The sequence below is a fragment of the Rhodococcus sp. ZPP genome (assembly GCF_017656075.1).
Taxonomy (GTDB): Bacteria; Actinomycetota; Actinomycetes; order Mycobacteriales; family Mycobacteriaceae; genus Rhodococcus_F; species Rhodococcus_F oxybenzonivorans.
This window is the reverse complement of the sequence record NZ_CP058638.1, coordinates 1,367,702-1,383,746: the sequence shown is the minus strand read 5'-3', so window position 1 is coordinate 1,383,746 and position 16,045 is coordinate 1,367,702. Positions and strand designations below refer to the sequence as shown.

Annotated in this window: 14 protein-coding genes; 8 read left to right on the top strand and 6 right to left on the bottom strand. The window is 65.8% G+C overall.

Translation table 11 applies throughout. From position 1 onward, the window contains the following. Positions 1-2: 2 nt before the first annotated feature. Positions 3-1,256, bottom strand: coding sequence for a serine/threonine-protein kinase (locus tag HYG77_RS06560; protein ID WP_208962195.1), 1,254 nt, complete (start codon positions 1,254-1,256; stop codon positions 3-5). A gap of 338 nt (positions 1,257-1,594) precedes the next feature. Between HYG77_RS06560 and HYG77_RS06555 the strand changes: the two genes are divergently transcribed. Together HYG77_RS06555 and HYG77_RS06550 are read left to right on the top strand one after the other, a co-directional pair. Further along, positions 1,595-1,990 (top strand): WhiB family transcriptional regulator, encoded by a 396-nt coding sequence (locus HYG77_RS06555; RefSeq protein ID WP_208962194.1) that lies wholly within the window; start codon positions 1,595-1,597, stop codon positions 1,988-1,990. 42 nt (positions 1,991-2,032) lie between these two features. Beyond that, positions 2,033-2,362 carry an amphi-Trp domain-containing protein gene (locus HYG77_RS06550; protein ID WP_208962193.1) on the top strand — a complete coding sequence of 110 codons (330 nt, stop codon included), beginning with the start codon at positions 2,033-2,035 and terminating at the stop codon, positions 2,360-2,362. A gap of 68 nt (positions 2,363-2,430) precedes the next feature. On the opposite strand, the gene HYG77_RS06545 is transcribed toward HYG77_RS06550, so the two are convergent. After that, positions 2,431-2,778, bottom strand: coding sequence for a hypothetical protein (locus tag HYG77_RS06545; protein WP_208962192.1), 348 nt, complete (start codon positions 2,776-2,778; stop codon positions 2,431-2,433). A 127-nt stretch (positions 2,779-2,905) separates the two neighbouring features. On the opposite strand from HYG77_RS06545, the gene HYG77_RS06540 reads away from it, so the two are divergent. Next, positions 2,906-4,297: a plasmid pRiA4b ORF-3 family protein gene (locus HYG77_RS06540; protein ID WP_208962191.1), complete on the top strand. Its 1,392-nt coding sequence runs from the start codon at positions 2,906-2,908 to the stop codon at positions 4,295-4,297. Positions 4,298-4,388: 91 nt separating this feature from the next. Here the strand turns inward: HYG77_RS06540 and HYG77_RS06535 are convergent, their stop codons facing one another. Continuing rightward, positions 4,389-5,039, bottom strand: a complete 651-nt coding sequence (locus HYG77_RS06535) for a hypothetical protein (RefSeq protein WP_109328347.1) — start codon at positions 5,037-5,039, stop codon at positions 4,389-4,391. A gap of 327 nt (positions 5,040-5,366) precedes the next feature. Between HYG77_RS06535 and HYG77_RS06530 the strand changes: the two genes are divergently transcribed. The 4 genes from HYG77_RS06530 (at position 5,367) to HYG77_RS06515 (ending at position 9,021) form a co-directional block, all read left to right on the top strand. Further along, on the top strand, positions 5,367-6,440 hold the full coding sequence (locus HYG77_RS06530) for a DNA polymerase IV (RefSeq protein ID WP_208962190.1): 1,074 nt from the start codon (positions 5,367-5,369) through the stop codon (positions 6,438-6,440). Further along, on the top strand, positions 6,441-7,199 hold the full coding sequence (locus HYG77_RS06525; RefSeq protein WP_244373504.1) for a DUF6544 family protein: 759 nt from the start codon (positions 6,441-6,443) through the stop codon (positions 7,197-7,199). It begins immediately after the preceding gene. A gap of 77 nt (positions 7,200-7,276) precedes the next feature. Next, on the top strand, positions 7,277-8,641 hold the full coding sequence (locus HYG77_RS06520) for a wax ester/triacylglycerol synthase domain-containing protein (protein ID WP_208962189.1): 1,365 nt from the start codon (positions 7,277-7,279) through the stop codon (positions 8,639-8,641). A gap of 83 nt (positions 8,642-8,724) precedes the next feature. Then, positions 8,725-9,021 carry a hypothetical protein gene (locus tag HYG77_RS06515; RefSeq protein ID WP_208962188.1) on the top strand — a complete coding sequence of 99 codons (297 nt, stop codon included), beginning with the start codon at positions 8,725-8,727 and terminating at the stop codon, positions 9,019-9,021. Between the two features lie 81 nt (positions 9,022-9,102). Here the strand turns inward: HYG77_RS06515 and HYG77_RS06510 are convergent, their stop codons facing one another. Together HYG77_RS06510 and HYG77_RS06505 are read right to left on the bottom strand one after the other, a co-directional pair. After that, positions 9,103-9,753: a response regulator transcription factor gene (locus HYG77_RS06510; RefSeq protein ID WP_208962187.1), complete on the bottom strand. Its 651-nt coding sequence runs from the start codon at positions 9,751-9,753 to the stop codon at positions 9,103-9,105. Between the two features lie 102 nt (positions 9,754-9,855). Continuing rightward, the gene (locus HYG77_RS06505) at positions 9,856-10,302 is read right to left on the bottom strand and encodes a pyridoxamine 5'-phosphate oxidase family protein (RefSeq protein ID WP_244373502.1); all 447 of its coding nucleotides are present in this window, start codon (positions 10,300-10,302) and stop codon (positions 9,856-9,858) included. Between the two features lie 249 nt (positions 10,303-10,551). Between HYG77_RS06505 and HYG77_RS06500 the strand changes: the two genes are divergently transcribed. Further along, positions 10,552-12,258 (top strand): GAF domain-containing sensor histidine kinase, encoded by a 1,707-nt coding sequence (locus HYG77_RS06500; protein ID WP_109328355.1) that lies wholly within the window; start codon positions 10,552-10,554, stop codon positions 12,256-12,258. Between the two features lie 25 nt (positions 12,259-12,283). Here the strand turns inward: HYG77_RS06500 and otsB are convergent, their stop codons facing one another. Next, positions 12,284-15,919, bottom strand: coding sequence for a trehalose-phosphatase (gene otsB, locus HYG77_RS06495; protein ID WP_208962186.1), 3,636 nt, complete (start codon positions 15,917-15,919; stop codon positions 12,284-12,286). Positions 15,920-16,045: the final 126 nt, after the last annotated feature.

Genomic DNA, 16,045 nt, shown 5'->3' with positions numbered 1-16,045 from the left:
TCTCAGTTTCCCCCGCGCCCGTTTTCCTTGTCCTTCTCCTTGTCCTTGTTATTTCCGTTCCCGCCGTTGTTCCCGTTCCCATTGCCGCTGTTGCCGTTCGGCGGTTCGGGATTCTGCGCCGGTGGGACAGGAACGGGAACGCCGACCGACACAGGTGGCGCGACCGGAAGTTCTCCGGTGCCGGTGGGCGTCGGCAGGGGTGTCGGGGCCTGACTCGACGTTTCCGGTGCCACAGCGGGACTTTCCCCGCCGTCGTTACCCTGTGACGCGATTGCCAGGGCGCCCACGACCACTGCTACCACGACAGCGGCGATCGCTGCCAGGATCAGCCCCGTCTTGCGTGGCCGACGGGGATCGGCCGGGGGGAGTGGGGCCGCGGACAGAGTGGCGGGCGCGAACGCCATGGTTCGAGGTGGCGCAACCATCGGAGGGGGTGCCGTTACCCGCCCTGCATTGCCCAGAATCGCGTTGCGCATGGCCGCGGCGTCGCCGAATCGGTGCGCAGGATCGTGCGCCATCGCCTTCTCGACGGTGGACGCCAACGCGGGGTCGACGTCGGGTCGCACCTCGGACAGCGGGGGAGCGCCGCCTGCCAGGATCGCGCGGGCCAACGACAGAATGTTCTCGCCGACGAACGGGCGGTGTCCGGCGAGAGCCTCGTAGCCGACAACACCCACCGCGTAGAGGTCGTCGGCGACCGTTGCCGGTTTCTCCGCGATGCGATCCGGGCTCAAATACGCGACGGTCCCCAGCACCTGACCCGTCGTGGTGTGGCCACTGTCTGCGCTCTTGGCAATGCCGAAGTCGGCGACCTTCACGACACCCGTGCTACTGAACAGCACGTTGGCCGGTTTGATGTCGCGGTGCAAGATCCCACAGTCGTGGGCAGCGCCGACGGCGGCGAGTATGTCGGCGAGAATTGCGCGTGCTCGGGCCTCCGGAAGTGGGCCTCGAGCGATGTCGTCGGCGAGGGTGCGTCCGGGTAACCGTTCCATCACGATGTACGCAACGCCGGCGTCCTCGCCGCAGTCGTGAACGGCTACCACGTTCGGATGGTTCAACGTGGCCGCCATCCGAGCTTCGACCTCGAACCGTCGCCGGATATCGGGAATGGACGCATACTCGGGACGCAGCACCTTTACGGCGACCGGCCGTCCGAGCCGCAGGTCCCAGCCGTCGTGGACGTCGGCCATCCCCCCTCGGCCCAGCACTGTGCGCAGCTCGTACCGGGCTGCGAGGGTCTGGGGCGCTGACATAGCTTTCACGCTAGCGCCAGCGGTCCCCGCACGGCCAATGCAGCCGTTGCGAACTACGTTGCGGCCCACATTTCCGTAACACGCACTCCCTCTGTCACATGGTGATGCAGGTCAGGTCCGGGCAGAGCTGGTAGTCGGCGCCATACGCGACATCGTCGCAGAGGACGAGGAAATCTAGTCGAGGTCTACCTCGGTCCGGCTCGGTGCCTAGGCAGGACTAGGAAAGCTCCTGGGTTCTCCGCCTCGCAGTTCGGGGAGTCTGAAGTGAGGAAAGGCAACATCGGTGGCCAGGGCGGAAAACCCGCCGTATCCCGCCGGCGCAGCAAGAAAGGACTCTCATGCCGACCGAGACTTCGACAGCTCCCGGACGAGGCCTTTCGTTGATCAGTTCCGCCACGCATGAGGAGATCGCCACCCTCGTTCCGGGCGACTGGCAGCTGCGTGCTGCATGCCGTGGCGCTGATCCGGCGGTGTTCTATTCGCCCGAAGGCGAACGCGGTTCGGCTCGCGTCCGGCGCGAAGCGAAGGCTCGGCAGATCTGCAGGCCCTGCCCCGTGCTCGCGCCGTGCCGCGAGCACGCTCTGGCGGCGGGTGAAACATACGGCGTGTGGGGTGGGTTGACCGAGGCGGACCGACGGAAGCGCGCTCACCGACTTCGCCGCGGCGAGTCGACCACTCGGCTCGATCCCTTCGCTTCCGGTCGCAGCCGTTCGAGCAACGTCGACTCGCCTTGACAGCTACGGTGAGAACACACTGTGCCGAGGTCAGGAGTCGTCGTGCCCAAGTTGGAGATCAAGCGGACGTCCGAGCTCACTCGGAAGGAGGTGTCCGACAGGCTCATCGCGCTCGGGCAGGCCCTCGCGAGTGGCTCCGAGGTGGAACTGGGATCGGGTGGCGACTCGATCACCATCGACGTTGCCGACCAGGTTCGCTGGGAGCTGGAAATCGAGGTCGAAGGTGACCAGATCGAGTTGGAGATCGAAATCAGTTGGCGTGACGGACCGTCCGGGTACGAAGAGATTGAGGAGACACCTGCGGAATCGGAGGCTGAGATCTCGGCGAAACCGGCGCGTCGGGGACGACCGCGCAAGGTAACCGCCAAGTGATCTGCCTGCGCATGCCGGTCAGTTGACGGACTGCTGACACCTCGCGGTGATGCCCGCGAGGTTGCGCGTCACCGTCGCCGTAGATCGGGCCACGGCGGACGGCGCAGAACGGCCAACGTGGCGATCACCGCCGACGCCAAACCGATGAACTCGCCCAATAGCGCGATCCGCGTGGAATCGACGGCCGGCTGCCACGACACCCTGCCGCCGTGGATGACGAACACGCCGACCGGTGACGCAGCGAGGTCACCGCCCCGCCTGGTATCTCGTACGTTCGTGCTGCCGGAGCGAAACCCGCGGTGAACCCGCGCGACGGTGATGACCGTGGAACCGTCCGCCGTCTCGTAGGGCTCACCGAAGACGCGCGGCGCCCCGGTATCGTCCTGCCGAAGGTCCACGACTTTTCGAACTTCCATTTCGCTCTCCACACGGTCCCAAGATGCCGACGAACTTCACCATCGTCACACGCCTCGGTGCCCCAGATGCCGGATTGGACTCGCCAGCGTTGTCGCGGCTGTCCGGAGCTGGCCCTACCATGACCCCATGGCAGCTTCGGGCTCACGCAGACACCTCTCCGTCGTTCCCGACCAGCCGGTCATCGACCGGCCTTCGCAGCGCTCGGGACGACTCGACGTCGTGAGCTACCAGCTGCGCATCGAGCTCGACGACGTGTCGCCCACCATCTGGCGGCAGTTCGTCGTCCCGTCGAATCTGCGGCTCAACCAGCTGCATCCAGTGCTTCAGACGGTGATGGGGTGGTACGACAGCCACCTGCACGCGTGGGTCGGTGGGGAGCCGCCCGCATCCGAGCGGTACGAGATGCAGGAGAGCATCGACGAGGGCTTCGCCGACGATGACGACGAGTTGTGCGAGGACGACATCCGGCTGGACCAGGTGCTGGTGCAGCCGGGCGACCAGTTGTCGTATGCCTACGACTTCGGGGACGGCTGGGACCATACGATTGTCCTGGAGCAAATCCGGGCCGGTGATCCTGAGCCGAAAACGCAGTGCCTCGCCGGTGCCCGGGCCTGCCCTCCCGAGAATTCGGGCGGACCCGGTGGCTACGCCGATCTGCTGAGGGTGCTGGCCGACCCGAGCCATCCCGAACACCATGACGCGAGAGCGTGGGTGGGTTCGGGATTCTCGCCCGAGTCTTTCGACCCTGCCGTCGTCAATGCGAGTCTGGGAGGACACGAGGCAGTCCGGGCGCACGGTCCGGTGCCGGACTCGGCATTCGCCGAGTTGCTCGGCCACGTGCCGACCCGCGCTGCGCCGCAGGTCTATTCGATGCTCGAACGTGCCCATTTGACCCAACGATCGGGTGACTACCTGGTCGCGCAAGAGGCGGTGACACTGCACCTGCGCTGGTTCCTGCAGCGCATCGGACCCGACGGGATCACCCTGACGAAGGCCGGTCACCTCCCGCCGGCTGTGGTGGCCGAGGCCCGGGAACTACCGGGATTCGACGGCTGGCCGTCGACTGGTAACCGCGAAAACGATCAGCGGCCGGTGCACCTGCTGCACGTGTATGTGAAGACGCTGGGGTTGGCGCGCAAGTACAAGGGCAAGCTGGTGCAGACCAAGCTGGGGGCCGAGTTTGCGGGCAACGCGCGCGGCATGTGGAGCCACCTCCTCACCCGATTGCCCCTCGGCGCCGATCGGGTGGAGCGGGAAGCCGGATACCTGGTGCTCCTCGCCCTCGCCGCCGGTGCGTCACCGGAGGAACGTCAGAGCGTGGTCGCCGAGGGACTCGCCGCCCTCGGGTGGCGCGCGAGCGACAAAACGGTGGTCGAGGGGCTGGAGGCCTACTGGATCGCTCGGCCGACCATCGAGTTCCTCATGCTCACCGGTGCGATCGGCGAAGGTTACGGGGTGCACGACACCAGCGACCCGGAGTGGGGTCGACTCCTCGCGCGCATGGTGTTGTCGATGTGAGGTGGCGGCTCGGACTCCGACGAGGGGAACTGGAACCCGCCTCGTGACGCAGTCTGGCGTCGTTGATCGCTGACTTCTGCCGCGAAATCGATCACTCGATCGCTTGGCAGGCCGGCGGATCGAGTTCGAGTGCAGTGTCGGCCGGCGCAAACCTGGCGCTGATGCTTACGTGGTCGACCGAATGCTGCTGCCCAAACAAGGAATAGGGTTCGTAGGGCCCGAACTCGAACTCGAGTGAACGTAGCGCACCCTCGCCGGTGAGCTCGACGGCAATCGGGCCACCCAATCGCCCAAGAATCCAACGATCTCCCCAGACCCGGTCCGGTCTGTCCACGAACTCATCTTCCGGCTGTGTGGCTGAGGGCATGAGTTCTACCTCGAAGGTATCGAGTGCTGGATCGATCATCCGCGCCTGCTTGATTTCGCCGCGCAGGCTCTCGACGACTGCTCCGGTGACCCGCAACGCTTCTTCGACACTTATGGTGTCGGTGAAGTAGCCAACCGGCGCGTGGGGGTTCATCCAACAGCGCTGTCCGGCGGCACCGATGGATCCACCGACAGTCTCGCTCACCGTGTTTTCGGCGCCTTCTCCACCAAGCCCGATCACCGTCCCGACCTCGATCTCTGCAGGCGGTTGCGTCTCACCGACCTCGAACCGGAATCGACCCTCAGATAGGGCGATGAGGCCTTCGCCTGCCCAACGCGCATCCGTACTCTCGGCCCCTACTGACAGCGTCAGCACCTCTGCGGAGAATGCGTCGTTCGCCGCTGCCCCTACGAATGACTCGGGCGCGAGCCCTCCGCCGGGTGGCGTCGGCGTGTCATCGGAGCAGCCAACTGTCATCGCTGCAGTGATCACGCACAGGACGCTTGCTGCGAGGGTTCTCATGCCGCTATTTCTCGGCCGACTCAACATGCACGGCATCCCTTCGCTCGACTAACGCCCGTGGGTGCCCTGCCACACGTCGCCGGTGCGGGGGATCGAGGCAAAGTCTATCGCTACCCCGTCCAGTAGCTTCCGCGTCGCGTTTCGAGGTGCCGGCTCCGCCGATTCCGGCACACTGATTCCATGATCACACCGCCGCATCGCAGGTGGGTGCTGCATGTCGATCTCGACCAGTTCATCGCCGCGGTGGAGGTGCTGCGCCGGCCCGAGCTGCGAGGTAAGCCCGTGGTGGTCGGTGGGCGCGGCGACCCCACCGAACGCGGGGTGGTGTCGACGGCGTCGTACGAGGCCCGCGAGTTCGGGGTGGGTTCGGGGATGCCGTTGCGGACCGCGGCCCGCAAAATCCCCGACGCCGTGTTCCTGCCCGTCGACGCCGAGGCCTACACCGAGGTGTCCGCGGTGGTGATGGATACGTTGCGGAAGATGGACGCCGTGGTGGAGGTGATGGGCTGGGACGAGGCTTTTCTCGGTGTGGAAACCGAGGATCCGGAGGCGTTCGCCCGCGCCATTCAGGCGGCGGTGCTCGAGGCGACCGGGCTGCATTGCTCAGTGGGGATCGGCGACAACAAGTTACGTGCCAAGATTGCGACTGGATTCGGGAAGCCGCAGGGCATCTTCCGTCTGACGGGGGCGAATTGGTTCGAGGTCATGGGGGAGCGGGACACCCGCTCGCTGTGGGGCATCGGCAGCAAGACTGCGAAAAAGCTTGCCGCCCTGGGGCTGAACACGGTGAGCGAGTTGGCGGCGGCCGCGGACGAGGACCTCGCCACGACGTTCGGCCCGACCATGGGACCGTGGTACGGCAGGATCGGCCGGGGCATCGACCGTTCGCCGGTGACCGCCGATCCGTGGGTTGCCCGCTCCCACAGTCGGGAGACGACGTTTCAGCAGAATCTCGACGACTGGTCCGCCGTCACCGAAGAGATCCGACGTCTCGCCGTGCGGGTGCGGGAAGACATTGTGGCAGAGAATCGTCCGGCCGTTCGCGTCGCGCTGAAGGTGCGCTACGCGCCGTTCATCACCCGCACCACCAGCAAGGCTTTGCCGCAACCGACATTCGACGTCGACATCATCTGCGACGCCGCCGCGGCCTTGGTCGACCGATTCGACCACGACCGCGAAGTGCGCCTCCTCGGCGTGCGGTTGGAGATGACGCCGCCCACAAGGACGATCACCACCGGTTTGGAGGGGCATTGAATGTCTGAGCCGTTGTCCGTTCCTCGGGCCGCCCGCCACGTGAGTGGGCAGTGGAAGAGCTTGGCGAATGTGCATGGGACCGGGCAACGGTTTCACGCCACACTCGCCGAGGATCTACCACCCGCGGCCCACCGGTGGATCGTCCGTGCCGTCGTCGAGAACACGCCGCTTGCCCGAGCGGTACGACTCGAGATGCGTGGACAGATCCGTTTGGGAGACTGGCGGCACTTTACCGCCACCCAGCTCATCGCCCCGGGGGAAGGGTTTATCTGGGCCGCTACGGCGAAGGTTGCGGGTTTGCCGATTATGGGTTACGACCGTTTCACCAGCGGTAGCGGTGAGATGCGGTGGCGACTCGGCGGACTGATCCCCGTGATGTCCGCCCGGGGTCGTGATGTCACCAACAGTGCGGCCGGGCGCCTGGCCGGGGAGAGCATCCTCGTGCCGACCGCCTTTCCCCTGGCACGCTGGACCGGCGACGGGAACGATGTCTCGGCGACGTGGACCGTGGCTGGTCGCGAGGAAACCGTGCACCTGAACATTGCCGACGACGGCGCCCTGCGCGGTGTGCGGATGCAGCGGTGGGGCAACCCCGAAGGGCGGGGGTTCGGCCGTTATCAGTTCACCGTGGCGGTCGAGTCCGAGCGCACATTCGCCGGTATCACCATTCCGGCGCGCCTGCGCGCGGGATGGGACACCGGCGGCGCGTCGACCGGAGAATTCTTTCGCGCCGAGATCACCGACGCGGACTTCCGCTGACGCGACAGCCGCACGTCGCGTTGGCTGGGGTGGTGCAAGCATGCCTGCAGAGGGAAAATGTCTGGCATCCTCGGATCATGGCGGAACAGCGCAGAATTGAGCGCCTCGGCCCGAGCGACCTGACGGAACTCGCCTCAGACGTCGGGCCGGTGCCCATGAATGTCGGTGCCGTGCTCTTCCTCGCCGGTGACGAGACAGCCGGTAACGGGACAGTGGATTCGGCGACCATCGAGGCCACGCTCACGAAGCGGATCAGTGGGATACGACGGTTGCGGCAATGTCTGGTCGACCCGCCGCCGGGCCTGGGCCGGCCGTACTGGGCCGACAACGAACACTATGACGTCGGTGCCCATTTCGCACGGGTGCGCTGCCCGGCCCCGGGTGACCGCGACACCGCTCTGGCGATCGCGGTGGACGCAGTCACCCAGCCGCTGCCTCGCTCACGGCCGCTGTGGAGAGCGATCATCATCACGGACCTCGCAGACAATTGCGGTGCCGTCGGCCTCGTGATGGTGCTGCACCATGTGCTCGCCGACGGAATCGGTGGCCTGGCGATCCTCGCGCATCTGGTCGACGGCATGGCCGCGGCGGGATCGGCGGACGAGATCCCCACTACGTCCCCGTCGCCACGGCCGATGGAGCTTCTCGCCGACTGCGCCGTCGAACGCCTCCGCACGCTGCGGCAGATTCCGCGGACCGTGGCACGCGTGCGCGGGGGCTGGAACGAACTCGGACACAGTCTCGGTCGCCGAGCACCCCGATGTTCCCTGAATGCGGCAACCGGGCCGCGCCGCAGGGTGACGGCGGTGGAGACCGACCTCCGCCCTCTTCGGGACGCAGGGCGGAGTTCCGGGGCAACCGTCAACGATGTCCTCCTTGCCGCGATCACGGGAGCCCTGGCCGTACTCCTGCACCGACGGGGCGAGTTCCCGCTCGAGCTTGTGGTCTCGGTACCGGTCTCCGCCCGAAGGTCGACAACGAGCGGGCACCTCGGGAATCAGGTGGGGGTCATGCCGGTCCGGGTACCGCTGGCCGGAGGTCCGGCAGAGCGGTTAACCGCTATTTCGGGGATTACCCGCGCTCAGAAGATCAGAACCCGTGGCACGTCAGCGGCACTGATCGGGCCCCTTTTCCGGCTTCTGGCAGCTGTGAAACTGTTTCGGTGGTTCGTCGACCGTCAACGTCTCGTCAACTCGTTCTTGTCCAACCTGCCAGGTCCGCCGTCCCCACTAGCCATCGCCGGGGTTCCGATCGCGTCGATGGTGCCGATTACCGTCACCGCGGGAAATGTCGGTGTCGCGTTCGCGGCGCTGTCGTATGCCGGCACCCTCACGGTCACGATCATCGCCGACCCCGACGTGGTACCCGAGATCGACGACCTCGCTGCAGCCCTGCACGAACAATTCCGGGCGATCGACGAGGGCCAGCAGTCAGCGCGGTAGACAGTCGAACAGAACACACCTCCGAAACCGTGGGTGCACATCATTCGCGAGAAGGAAGGCGGCTCGGGGAGAACAATGGGCCGATGCCCCAAGTGCAGACCTTGCGAGTGGACCTGGAAGAGGTCGGTGCCCGGAACTGGTGGGCCGCCCTCCTCGCGACCCTGTCCGCCCAGTACGGCAACGCGTACCTGCGGTTCGTGGGGGTGGTCGACGGTGAACCGCGGTACTTCAGCGCAACTTTCCCCGTTCCCCGGACATGGGGATCGATCCCCCCGCGAGAGAAATGGGCACCCGGGATGACGGCTGCTCTCGCCGAGTTTCGGCGACAGATCGAGGACGACGGGTGGCGTCCCGTCGGCCACGGAGCGCAACCATGGTAGTTGACGTATCAACTACCGAAATGGGGACCCCATCCCGAAGCCTAGCCAGCTCCCGGCCGCGGCAGGATGTTGGTGACGACGTCAATGCCGTGTGGTGCGGCTGTTCGGGAGTTTGGTGGCGATGACGGCGGCCTGAGTGCGGCGTTCGACGCCGAGCTTGCTCAATAACCGGGATACATAATTCTTCACGGTTTTTTCCGCGAGGAACATGCGCTCCGCGATCTGCCGGTTGGTCAATCCTTCGCCCAGAAGAGTCAGGAGTGTGCGTTCCTGGTTGGTCAGTCCGGCGACCAGTCCTTCTTCCTCGCTGGGTTTGGCCCGCAGTTTTTCCATCAGGGCGGCGGCCGCACGATTGTCGAGCAGTGACTTCCCGGCACCGACCTCGCGGACTGCGTGGGCCAGTTCGGTGCCGCGGATGTCTTTGAGGGCGTACCCGCTGGCACCGGCAAGGATGGCGTCGAGCATGGCCTGTTCGTCGGTGAAGGAGGTCAACATCAAGCACCGCAGGTCGGGCAGCTGAGAGAGCAGGTCGCGGCACAGTTCGATGCCGTTGCCGTCGGGTAGCCGCACGTCGAGGACGGCGACGTCGGGTTGCAGTGCGGGAATTCGTGCAAGAGCCTCGGCGCAGTTCCCGGCCTCGCCGATGACGTTCAGTTCCGGATCGGTGGACAGCAGATCCGCGATACCGCGGCGCACGACCTCGTGATCATCGACGAGAAAGACTGTGATCATGCGGCTCAGAACTCCATTTCCGGTGGTCAGCGCCCTGAATGACAGCGTACGTGATCGGGCATACGCATCATTGCTTTCTCGAGAATCTGCGGGCAATGGGTGTCAGCGGAGATCACCGGCGGGGCGGAGCAGCGTGGTGCGGTGTCCGCTGATCTGTTCGATGCCGATAACGAGGTAGCGGTCGTCTCGAGAGCTGCTCCACGGTATGCGGGCTGGATCGGCGAAGCCGATCAACCCGTCGGTGTCGGACAGTACCCGTGACCTGCCCATTGCCAGAACACTCCAGCCGCTGCGGGTGGCCGGGTCGATGGTCCCCGCCTCGAACGCGAGCACCCCCCGGTCGAACCTGTCGAACCACGGGTTGTTGCCGGTGGGGATGACGAGATCGCCGTCGAGGGCCGCGAACGTGACCGGCCGCACCGCGGGCAGCGCGTCCTCGGTGTAGACCAGCCGGCCGGTCGGAACCGAGCGCAGCAACCTCCGGCATTCGGCAATGGGGAGCGGACCGTCCGAATCCATGGCCACCACGGGTGGTTTTTCCTGATACATGACTGCTTCTTCCGTGGGACGAGTACCGACCCCACCAGCATCGGGGCTGGTGCCAGGACGCAAACAGAGGACAAAGTCGTCACTGTGGCCGTCGAGCGCCCCGACTGCGATTTCCGGGACTGTTCCGGCTGTACTCGTTGACCGTCCTTCTCGAGCCACGTGATAGGGGCGGGTGAACCGCCGTGCCTGCCTGCGTGGTCGTGGTGTGATGGGGGGTGAGTGTCGATAATCGGCAAGTAGGAGCGAACGATGGGCGCCGACGAGGAACCGTTACTGACAGGTGCGTTGTCGCAATTGCGGCTGCGAGAGCTGCTTGTCGAGGTTCAGGACCGCATCGGCCAGGTGATGGACTCCCGCGACCAGATCGACGCTCTCCTCGAAGCGGTGCTCACCGTCGCGTCCGGGCTGGAATTGAATGCGACCCTCAAACGGATCGTGCACGCGGCAATCGAGTTGGTCGACTGCCGATACGGTGCCCTGGGAGTGCTCAATCCTTCTCGGGACCGACTCCAGGAATTCGTCTACGAGGGGATTGACGAGCACACACGGGAATTGATCGGTGAGCTCCCGACCGGCCACGGGTTGCTGGGGTTGTTGATCGAGCAGCCCAAGCCCATCCGTCTCGACAGCATCGCCGCACACACGGCGTCGTCGGGTTTCCCGGACCATCACCCGCCGATGCGCACATTCCTGGGGGTACCGGTGCGAGTGCGCGGGGAGGTCTTCGGGAACCTGTACCTCACCGAAAAGGTGGGAGGTCAGTCCTTCACCGAGGACGACGAGGTCGTCGTCCAAGCACTCGCCGCCGCTGCGGGTATCGCCGTCGACAATGCTCGACTATTCGAGGATGCCCGGCTGCGACAGCGGTGGCAGCACGCGACCAGCGAGATTCGCGGGGAACTGCTCGCGGCCACCGATACCGGGGAAGTCCTCGACCTCATCGCCCAGCGAGCGCGAACACTCGCCGTCGCCGACCACGTACTGATCGCCCAACCCGACGACCCCGATGTCGAGACCGCCGAGGTCACCACGCTGACGGTCACCGCCTACGCCGGCGACGACCCCGCCGCCTTTCACCGCCGGCACATCCCCGTCGACGGCTCCGACACGGGACGAGCGTTTCGCACCGGGAAGCTGACGCAGGTCCCCCACTTCGCGGACCGCGACCGCTACGGGCCCGCGCTGCTGCTGCCGCTGCGGGTTTCGGCGGACACGATCACCGGGGTGCTGGCCATCATCCGCGAACTCGGGGCGGAATCGTTCGACGATCGGCAACAATCGTTGGCCGCCGAGTTCGCCGATCAGGCTGCCTTGGCGCTCAAGCTCGCCGATGATCAACGGCAGCTGGCCGACATGTCGCTGATCTCGGACCGTGACCGGATCGCGAGGGACCTCCACGACCACGTCATCCAGCGTCTGTTCGCGCACGGTTTGAATCTGCAGAGCACCCAGGCACGCACCCGGGCGCCCGAGATTCGCGCACGACTCGAGGACATGATCGACGACGTGCAGCAGATCATCACCGACGTCCGGACGACGATCTTCGATCTGCATCGCGAAACGGACGAGGATTCCCGGCAGCTGCGGCAGGTCCTCAACACCGTCGTTGCCGAGCAGACCGAAAACAGTGGCCTGCGCACCACGGTCCGGATGGCCGGGCCGCTGAACGTGGTCACCGGTCCGCTCGCCGACCATGCCGAAGCGGTATTGCGGGAGGCGCTCAGCAACGTCGTGCATCACGCCCGAGCCCGTGCGGTCACTGTCACCGTCTCGGTCGGTGACGACCTCACCGTCGACGTCAGCGACGACGGCATCGGCCTCCCGCCGGCAGTGGCACGCAGCGGTTTGCACAATCTCGCCGCTCGAGCCGAGCAGGCCGGTGGGACTTTCACGATCGCCTTGCAGGACACGGGCGGGACTCGATTGACGTGGGCGGCCCCGCTACCGGAGGTGTGAAGTGTTTTGTCGGGTGGCATAACCTTCAGTCGAGAGTGACAATGCTCCCGGGCTCCAGTGTGGCAACCTGATCGCGGCAGACTATCTCGATCGGTCGCTGGTTGCCGGCCGCTGCGCTCACCTGGACCTTTCTGCCGGTGACGGTCAGCCAGAGTTGGAGTCCTCGGTACACGATGGGAAACTCCAGTGCGCCGAGTTCCTCCGGCCATTGCGGGCCGAATACCAAACGATCCCCGCGGGTTTCGAGTCCGGTGAAGCACCGCTGGAGCAGGTCGACGCTCCCCGCCATCGCGGCGAGGTGTATGCCCTCGGCCGTCGTACCGCCCTGGATGTCGGCGATGTCGGAGGCGAGTACCCGTTCGAAGTACTCCAGGGCGTTGTCGCGGTTGGCGCGCGCGAGAACCCAGGAATGCACCACCGCACTCAGAGTCGAACCGTGTGAGGTGCGGGCAAGGTAGTAGTCGACCGTCCGCGGAATGGCCTCGGGTTCGAGGTGATAGCCGAGTCCGCCGAACAGGTCCCGCAACTCATCGGCGGACAGTAAGTAGAAGAGCATCAACACATCGGCCTGTTTGGAGGCGCGGTAGCGGTTGACGTCGTCGTCTTCGGCCTCGAGGATCCGGTCGAGCCGTTGAATGTTGCCGTAGCGCTCGCGGTAGGCATCCCAGTCGAGTTCGGCGAGGTTGTCGTACCCCTCGAACTGGCTGATCACCTGATCATGGAACGGCACGAACATTCGGCGGCTCACGTCTTCCCACCGTGCCATTTCCTGCGCGTCCACCGCCAGGTTCTCGACCAGGTCGACCCGGTCCGGCGACGCAAGCGCGTCGAGAGCCTCGAGAGTGCGCAGGATGACCCACACCGCCATCACGTTGGTGTAGGCGTTGTTGTCGATTCCACCGAATGGTGATCCCGGGTAGCCGGAGTGGAACTCGTCGGGCCCCATGACCCCGCTGATGACATACCGGCCCCGCAGCCGGTCGTAGGTGGCGAGACTGGCGAAGAACCGTGCGATCTCGACCAGCAATTCGGCCCCGCACTCGGTGAGAAACTCCAGGTCGCCGGTCACCTGGTAGTACTGCCAGACGTTGTAGGCGATCGCTACCCCGATGTGGTGCTGGCGCCAGCTCGGGTCCGGCAGCCACCGCCCCGACGCCGGATTGAGATGGAGCTGCTGGCTCTCCTCCCGGCCGTCGCTGCCCGATTGCCAGGGAAACATTGCACCCCGGTAGCCGGCCGCTCTCGCGGCGCGCCGGGCCTCGGGGAGCCGGCGGTACCGGTAGCGCAGCAGCGACCGGGTGAGGGAGGGAACCCGCATGTTCAATACAGGGAAGACGAACAATTCGTCCCAGAAGATGTGCCCGCGGTAGGCCTCACCGTGCAGTCCCCGGGCCGGCACCCCCACATCGAGGTCGGCGGTGTTCCGGGAGACCGTCTGCAGCAGGTGCAGGAGATGGACGTGCACGATGCGGGAGGCGTCCTCGTAGCCCTGCAGTTCGATTCCTACCCTGTCCCACAGGTGTTCCCATGCCAGGACGTGGCCGTCGAGCACCTCGTCGAAGCGGCCGAGTTCCGCGAGCGGGCGTGCAGCTTCGTCCGCGGGATGTGACACCGCATGATCACGGCCCGTGAAGACCGTGACCATCTTCTCGAGCGTGACTGATTCGCCCGGGGCCATTTCGACGGCGATGTCGTGCCCGATGTGCCTGTCATCGGCGAACAGCTGGTAGCGGCAGTCAGCTCTCTCGGTATTGCGCCACAATTGGTTTCGGGCGGCCATCGCCACAGGTATTCCGGACTGTCCGGTGTGCATCGACAACAGTACGGAGTCGTCCGTCAGCTCGGTGGCGCGCAGTGGAGTGAGGTGGTCGCTGGCCAGTTCGCGGTAACGCTCGACGAGGGTGTTACCCACCGAACCGTCGAGCACCGACCGGATTTCGAGCTGCCCCGACCAGTCTTCTGCCACGATCGTCGTCTGCAGCGCACACACGTGGGGCAGGTGCATCGCGACGAAGCGCCGCTGGACCACCGAGGTGGTGCGGCCGGCCTCGTCGCGATAACGCCATCGCCGGGTGAGGACGGCACGGCGCACATTGAGATATTGGCGGTAGTCGAGGAGTTCGGCCGCATCGATGTCGAACCACGGCGCGCCGTCGATACGGAAGGTGGTCGCAAGCCAATTCGGCGCATTGACCAGACTTTCATTGACGATGGTCATTCCGGACCGTTCGTCGCTGAGCCGGTTGTAGACGCCGGCGAGGTAGGTGCCCGGATAGTGCACGGCGCCGGCACCGGACTCGGGTGCGCACCCGCGGGTGGCGAAGTAGCCGTTTCCGACGGTGCAGAGCGCCTCACGCAGTTTCTCGGCAGTCGGGTCGTATCCGTCGAAGAACAGGATCCAGGCGTCCGCCCGCGAGACCGTTTTCGGATCCCGCGCGAGTAGGTCGGCCAATCGCTGCAGCAGCTCGCACACCTGTGCGGGTCCATCTACCGCGAACCCGGCTGCAGACCGTCGATCGCCCGCCTCCTCGCTGCGGACCACGATTCCCACCCCGGTGGTCGCAACGGCGTCGAAAGCGTCCTCGTCGGTGAGGTCGTCGCCGACGTACAGGGGAAGCAGTTGCGTCGAATCGAGGACGTGTCCGAGAATCCACTCCAATGCCCGGCCTTTGTCCCAGCGGATGTCGGGACGTAGTTCGACGACCATGCGGCCCGCTGCGACGCGCAGACCATCAACACCGTGTGCGGCCTCGTACACTGCCGCGATCACCTCGTCGACGCGGGCCGCGGCGACGTTGCGGTAGTGGACTGTCACCCCGAACCGCTTGTATTCCACCAGGACACCGGGAATTCCGTGGAGCTGTTCCTCGACGAGTCGTCCAGTCTGCGCGAGCAGACTCACCGCGGTGAGCGCCTCGGGATTCTCGTAGTGCTCCCCGTCCGGCCCGCTCAGTTCGAAACCGTGGCTGCCCGCGTACCAGATCCCCTCCATGCCGATGCGCGACCGGACGTCCTCGAGATCGCGGCCGCTGATCACGGCCACGGGACACTCGCGGGCCAGTCGGGCCAGTTGCGCTGCGGCGCCGTCGACGAGGACCGCCGCGGACGGGTCGCTGACGATATCGGCGAGGGTGCCGTCGAAATCGAGGAAGACCGCGGGCCGCCGGATACGCAAATGTGCGGTGAGTTCGTGCCGGGAGGTCATCGCGTCGGGGATCTGCGACAGGGGACGATCCCCCTGGCGGATCGTGATGTCCGCCGGGTCGGTCACCACGTGGTCGGCACCCCAGGAATCCTTTTCCGGGCCGATCCCTACGACCAAGGCGAACCCGCTCCGCTCAGCTGCTGTCGCAGCCGCTTCCGAACGAGTGATTACGACTGATGCGGCGGGCTGGGTTCCGAGCCGGTGTGCGGCCTCGGCCGGCGCCACACCACCGATCCGGACAGGAAACAAGTCGGCGATTCCGGCGTCCTCGATTGCCGGCTTCACATCGCCGCTCGGGGAGAACACGGCCGTGTCGATGCCCAGCGCACGCAGCCGGCGCACCAGCATGACGGTGGAATCGACGGTCACAGGCTTCCCGGACCTGGTGTCGACAACCACACCGAGGTCGAAGAGGACGGCGCCGTGCCGGCGCAGATCGATCACAGGTCCGGCCATGGGTTCAGCTTTCGCGTTGTGCAGAGCTGTCCGGGTGCTTGTCGAGTGGGGTCCAGAGTACGTCGAACTATCGGGTGTGACCATGTGACCAATGGCCCTCACGTCGGGGCCGGCGCGCCACCACAC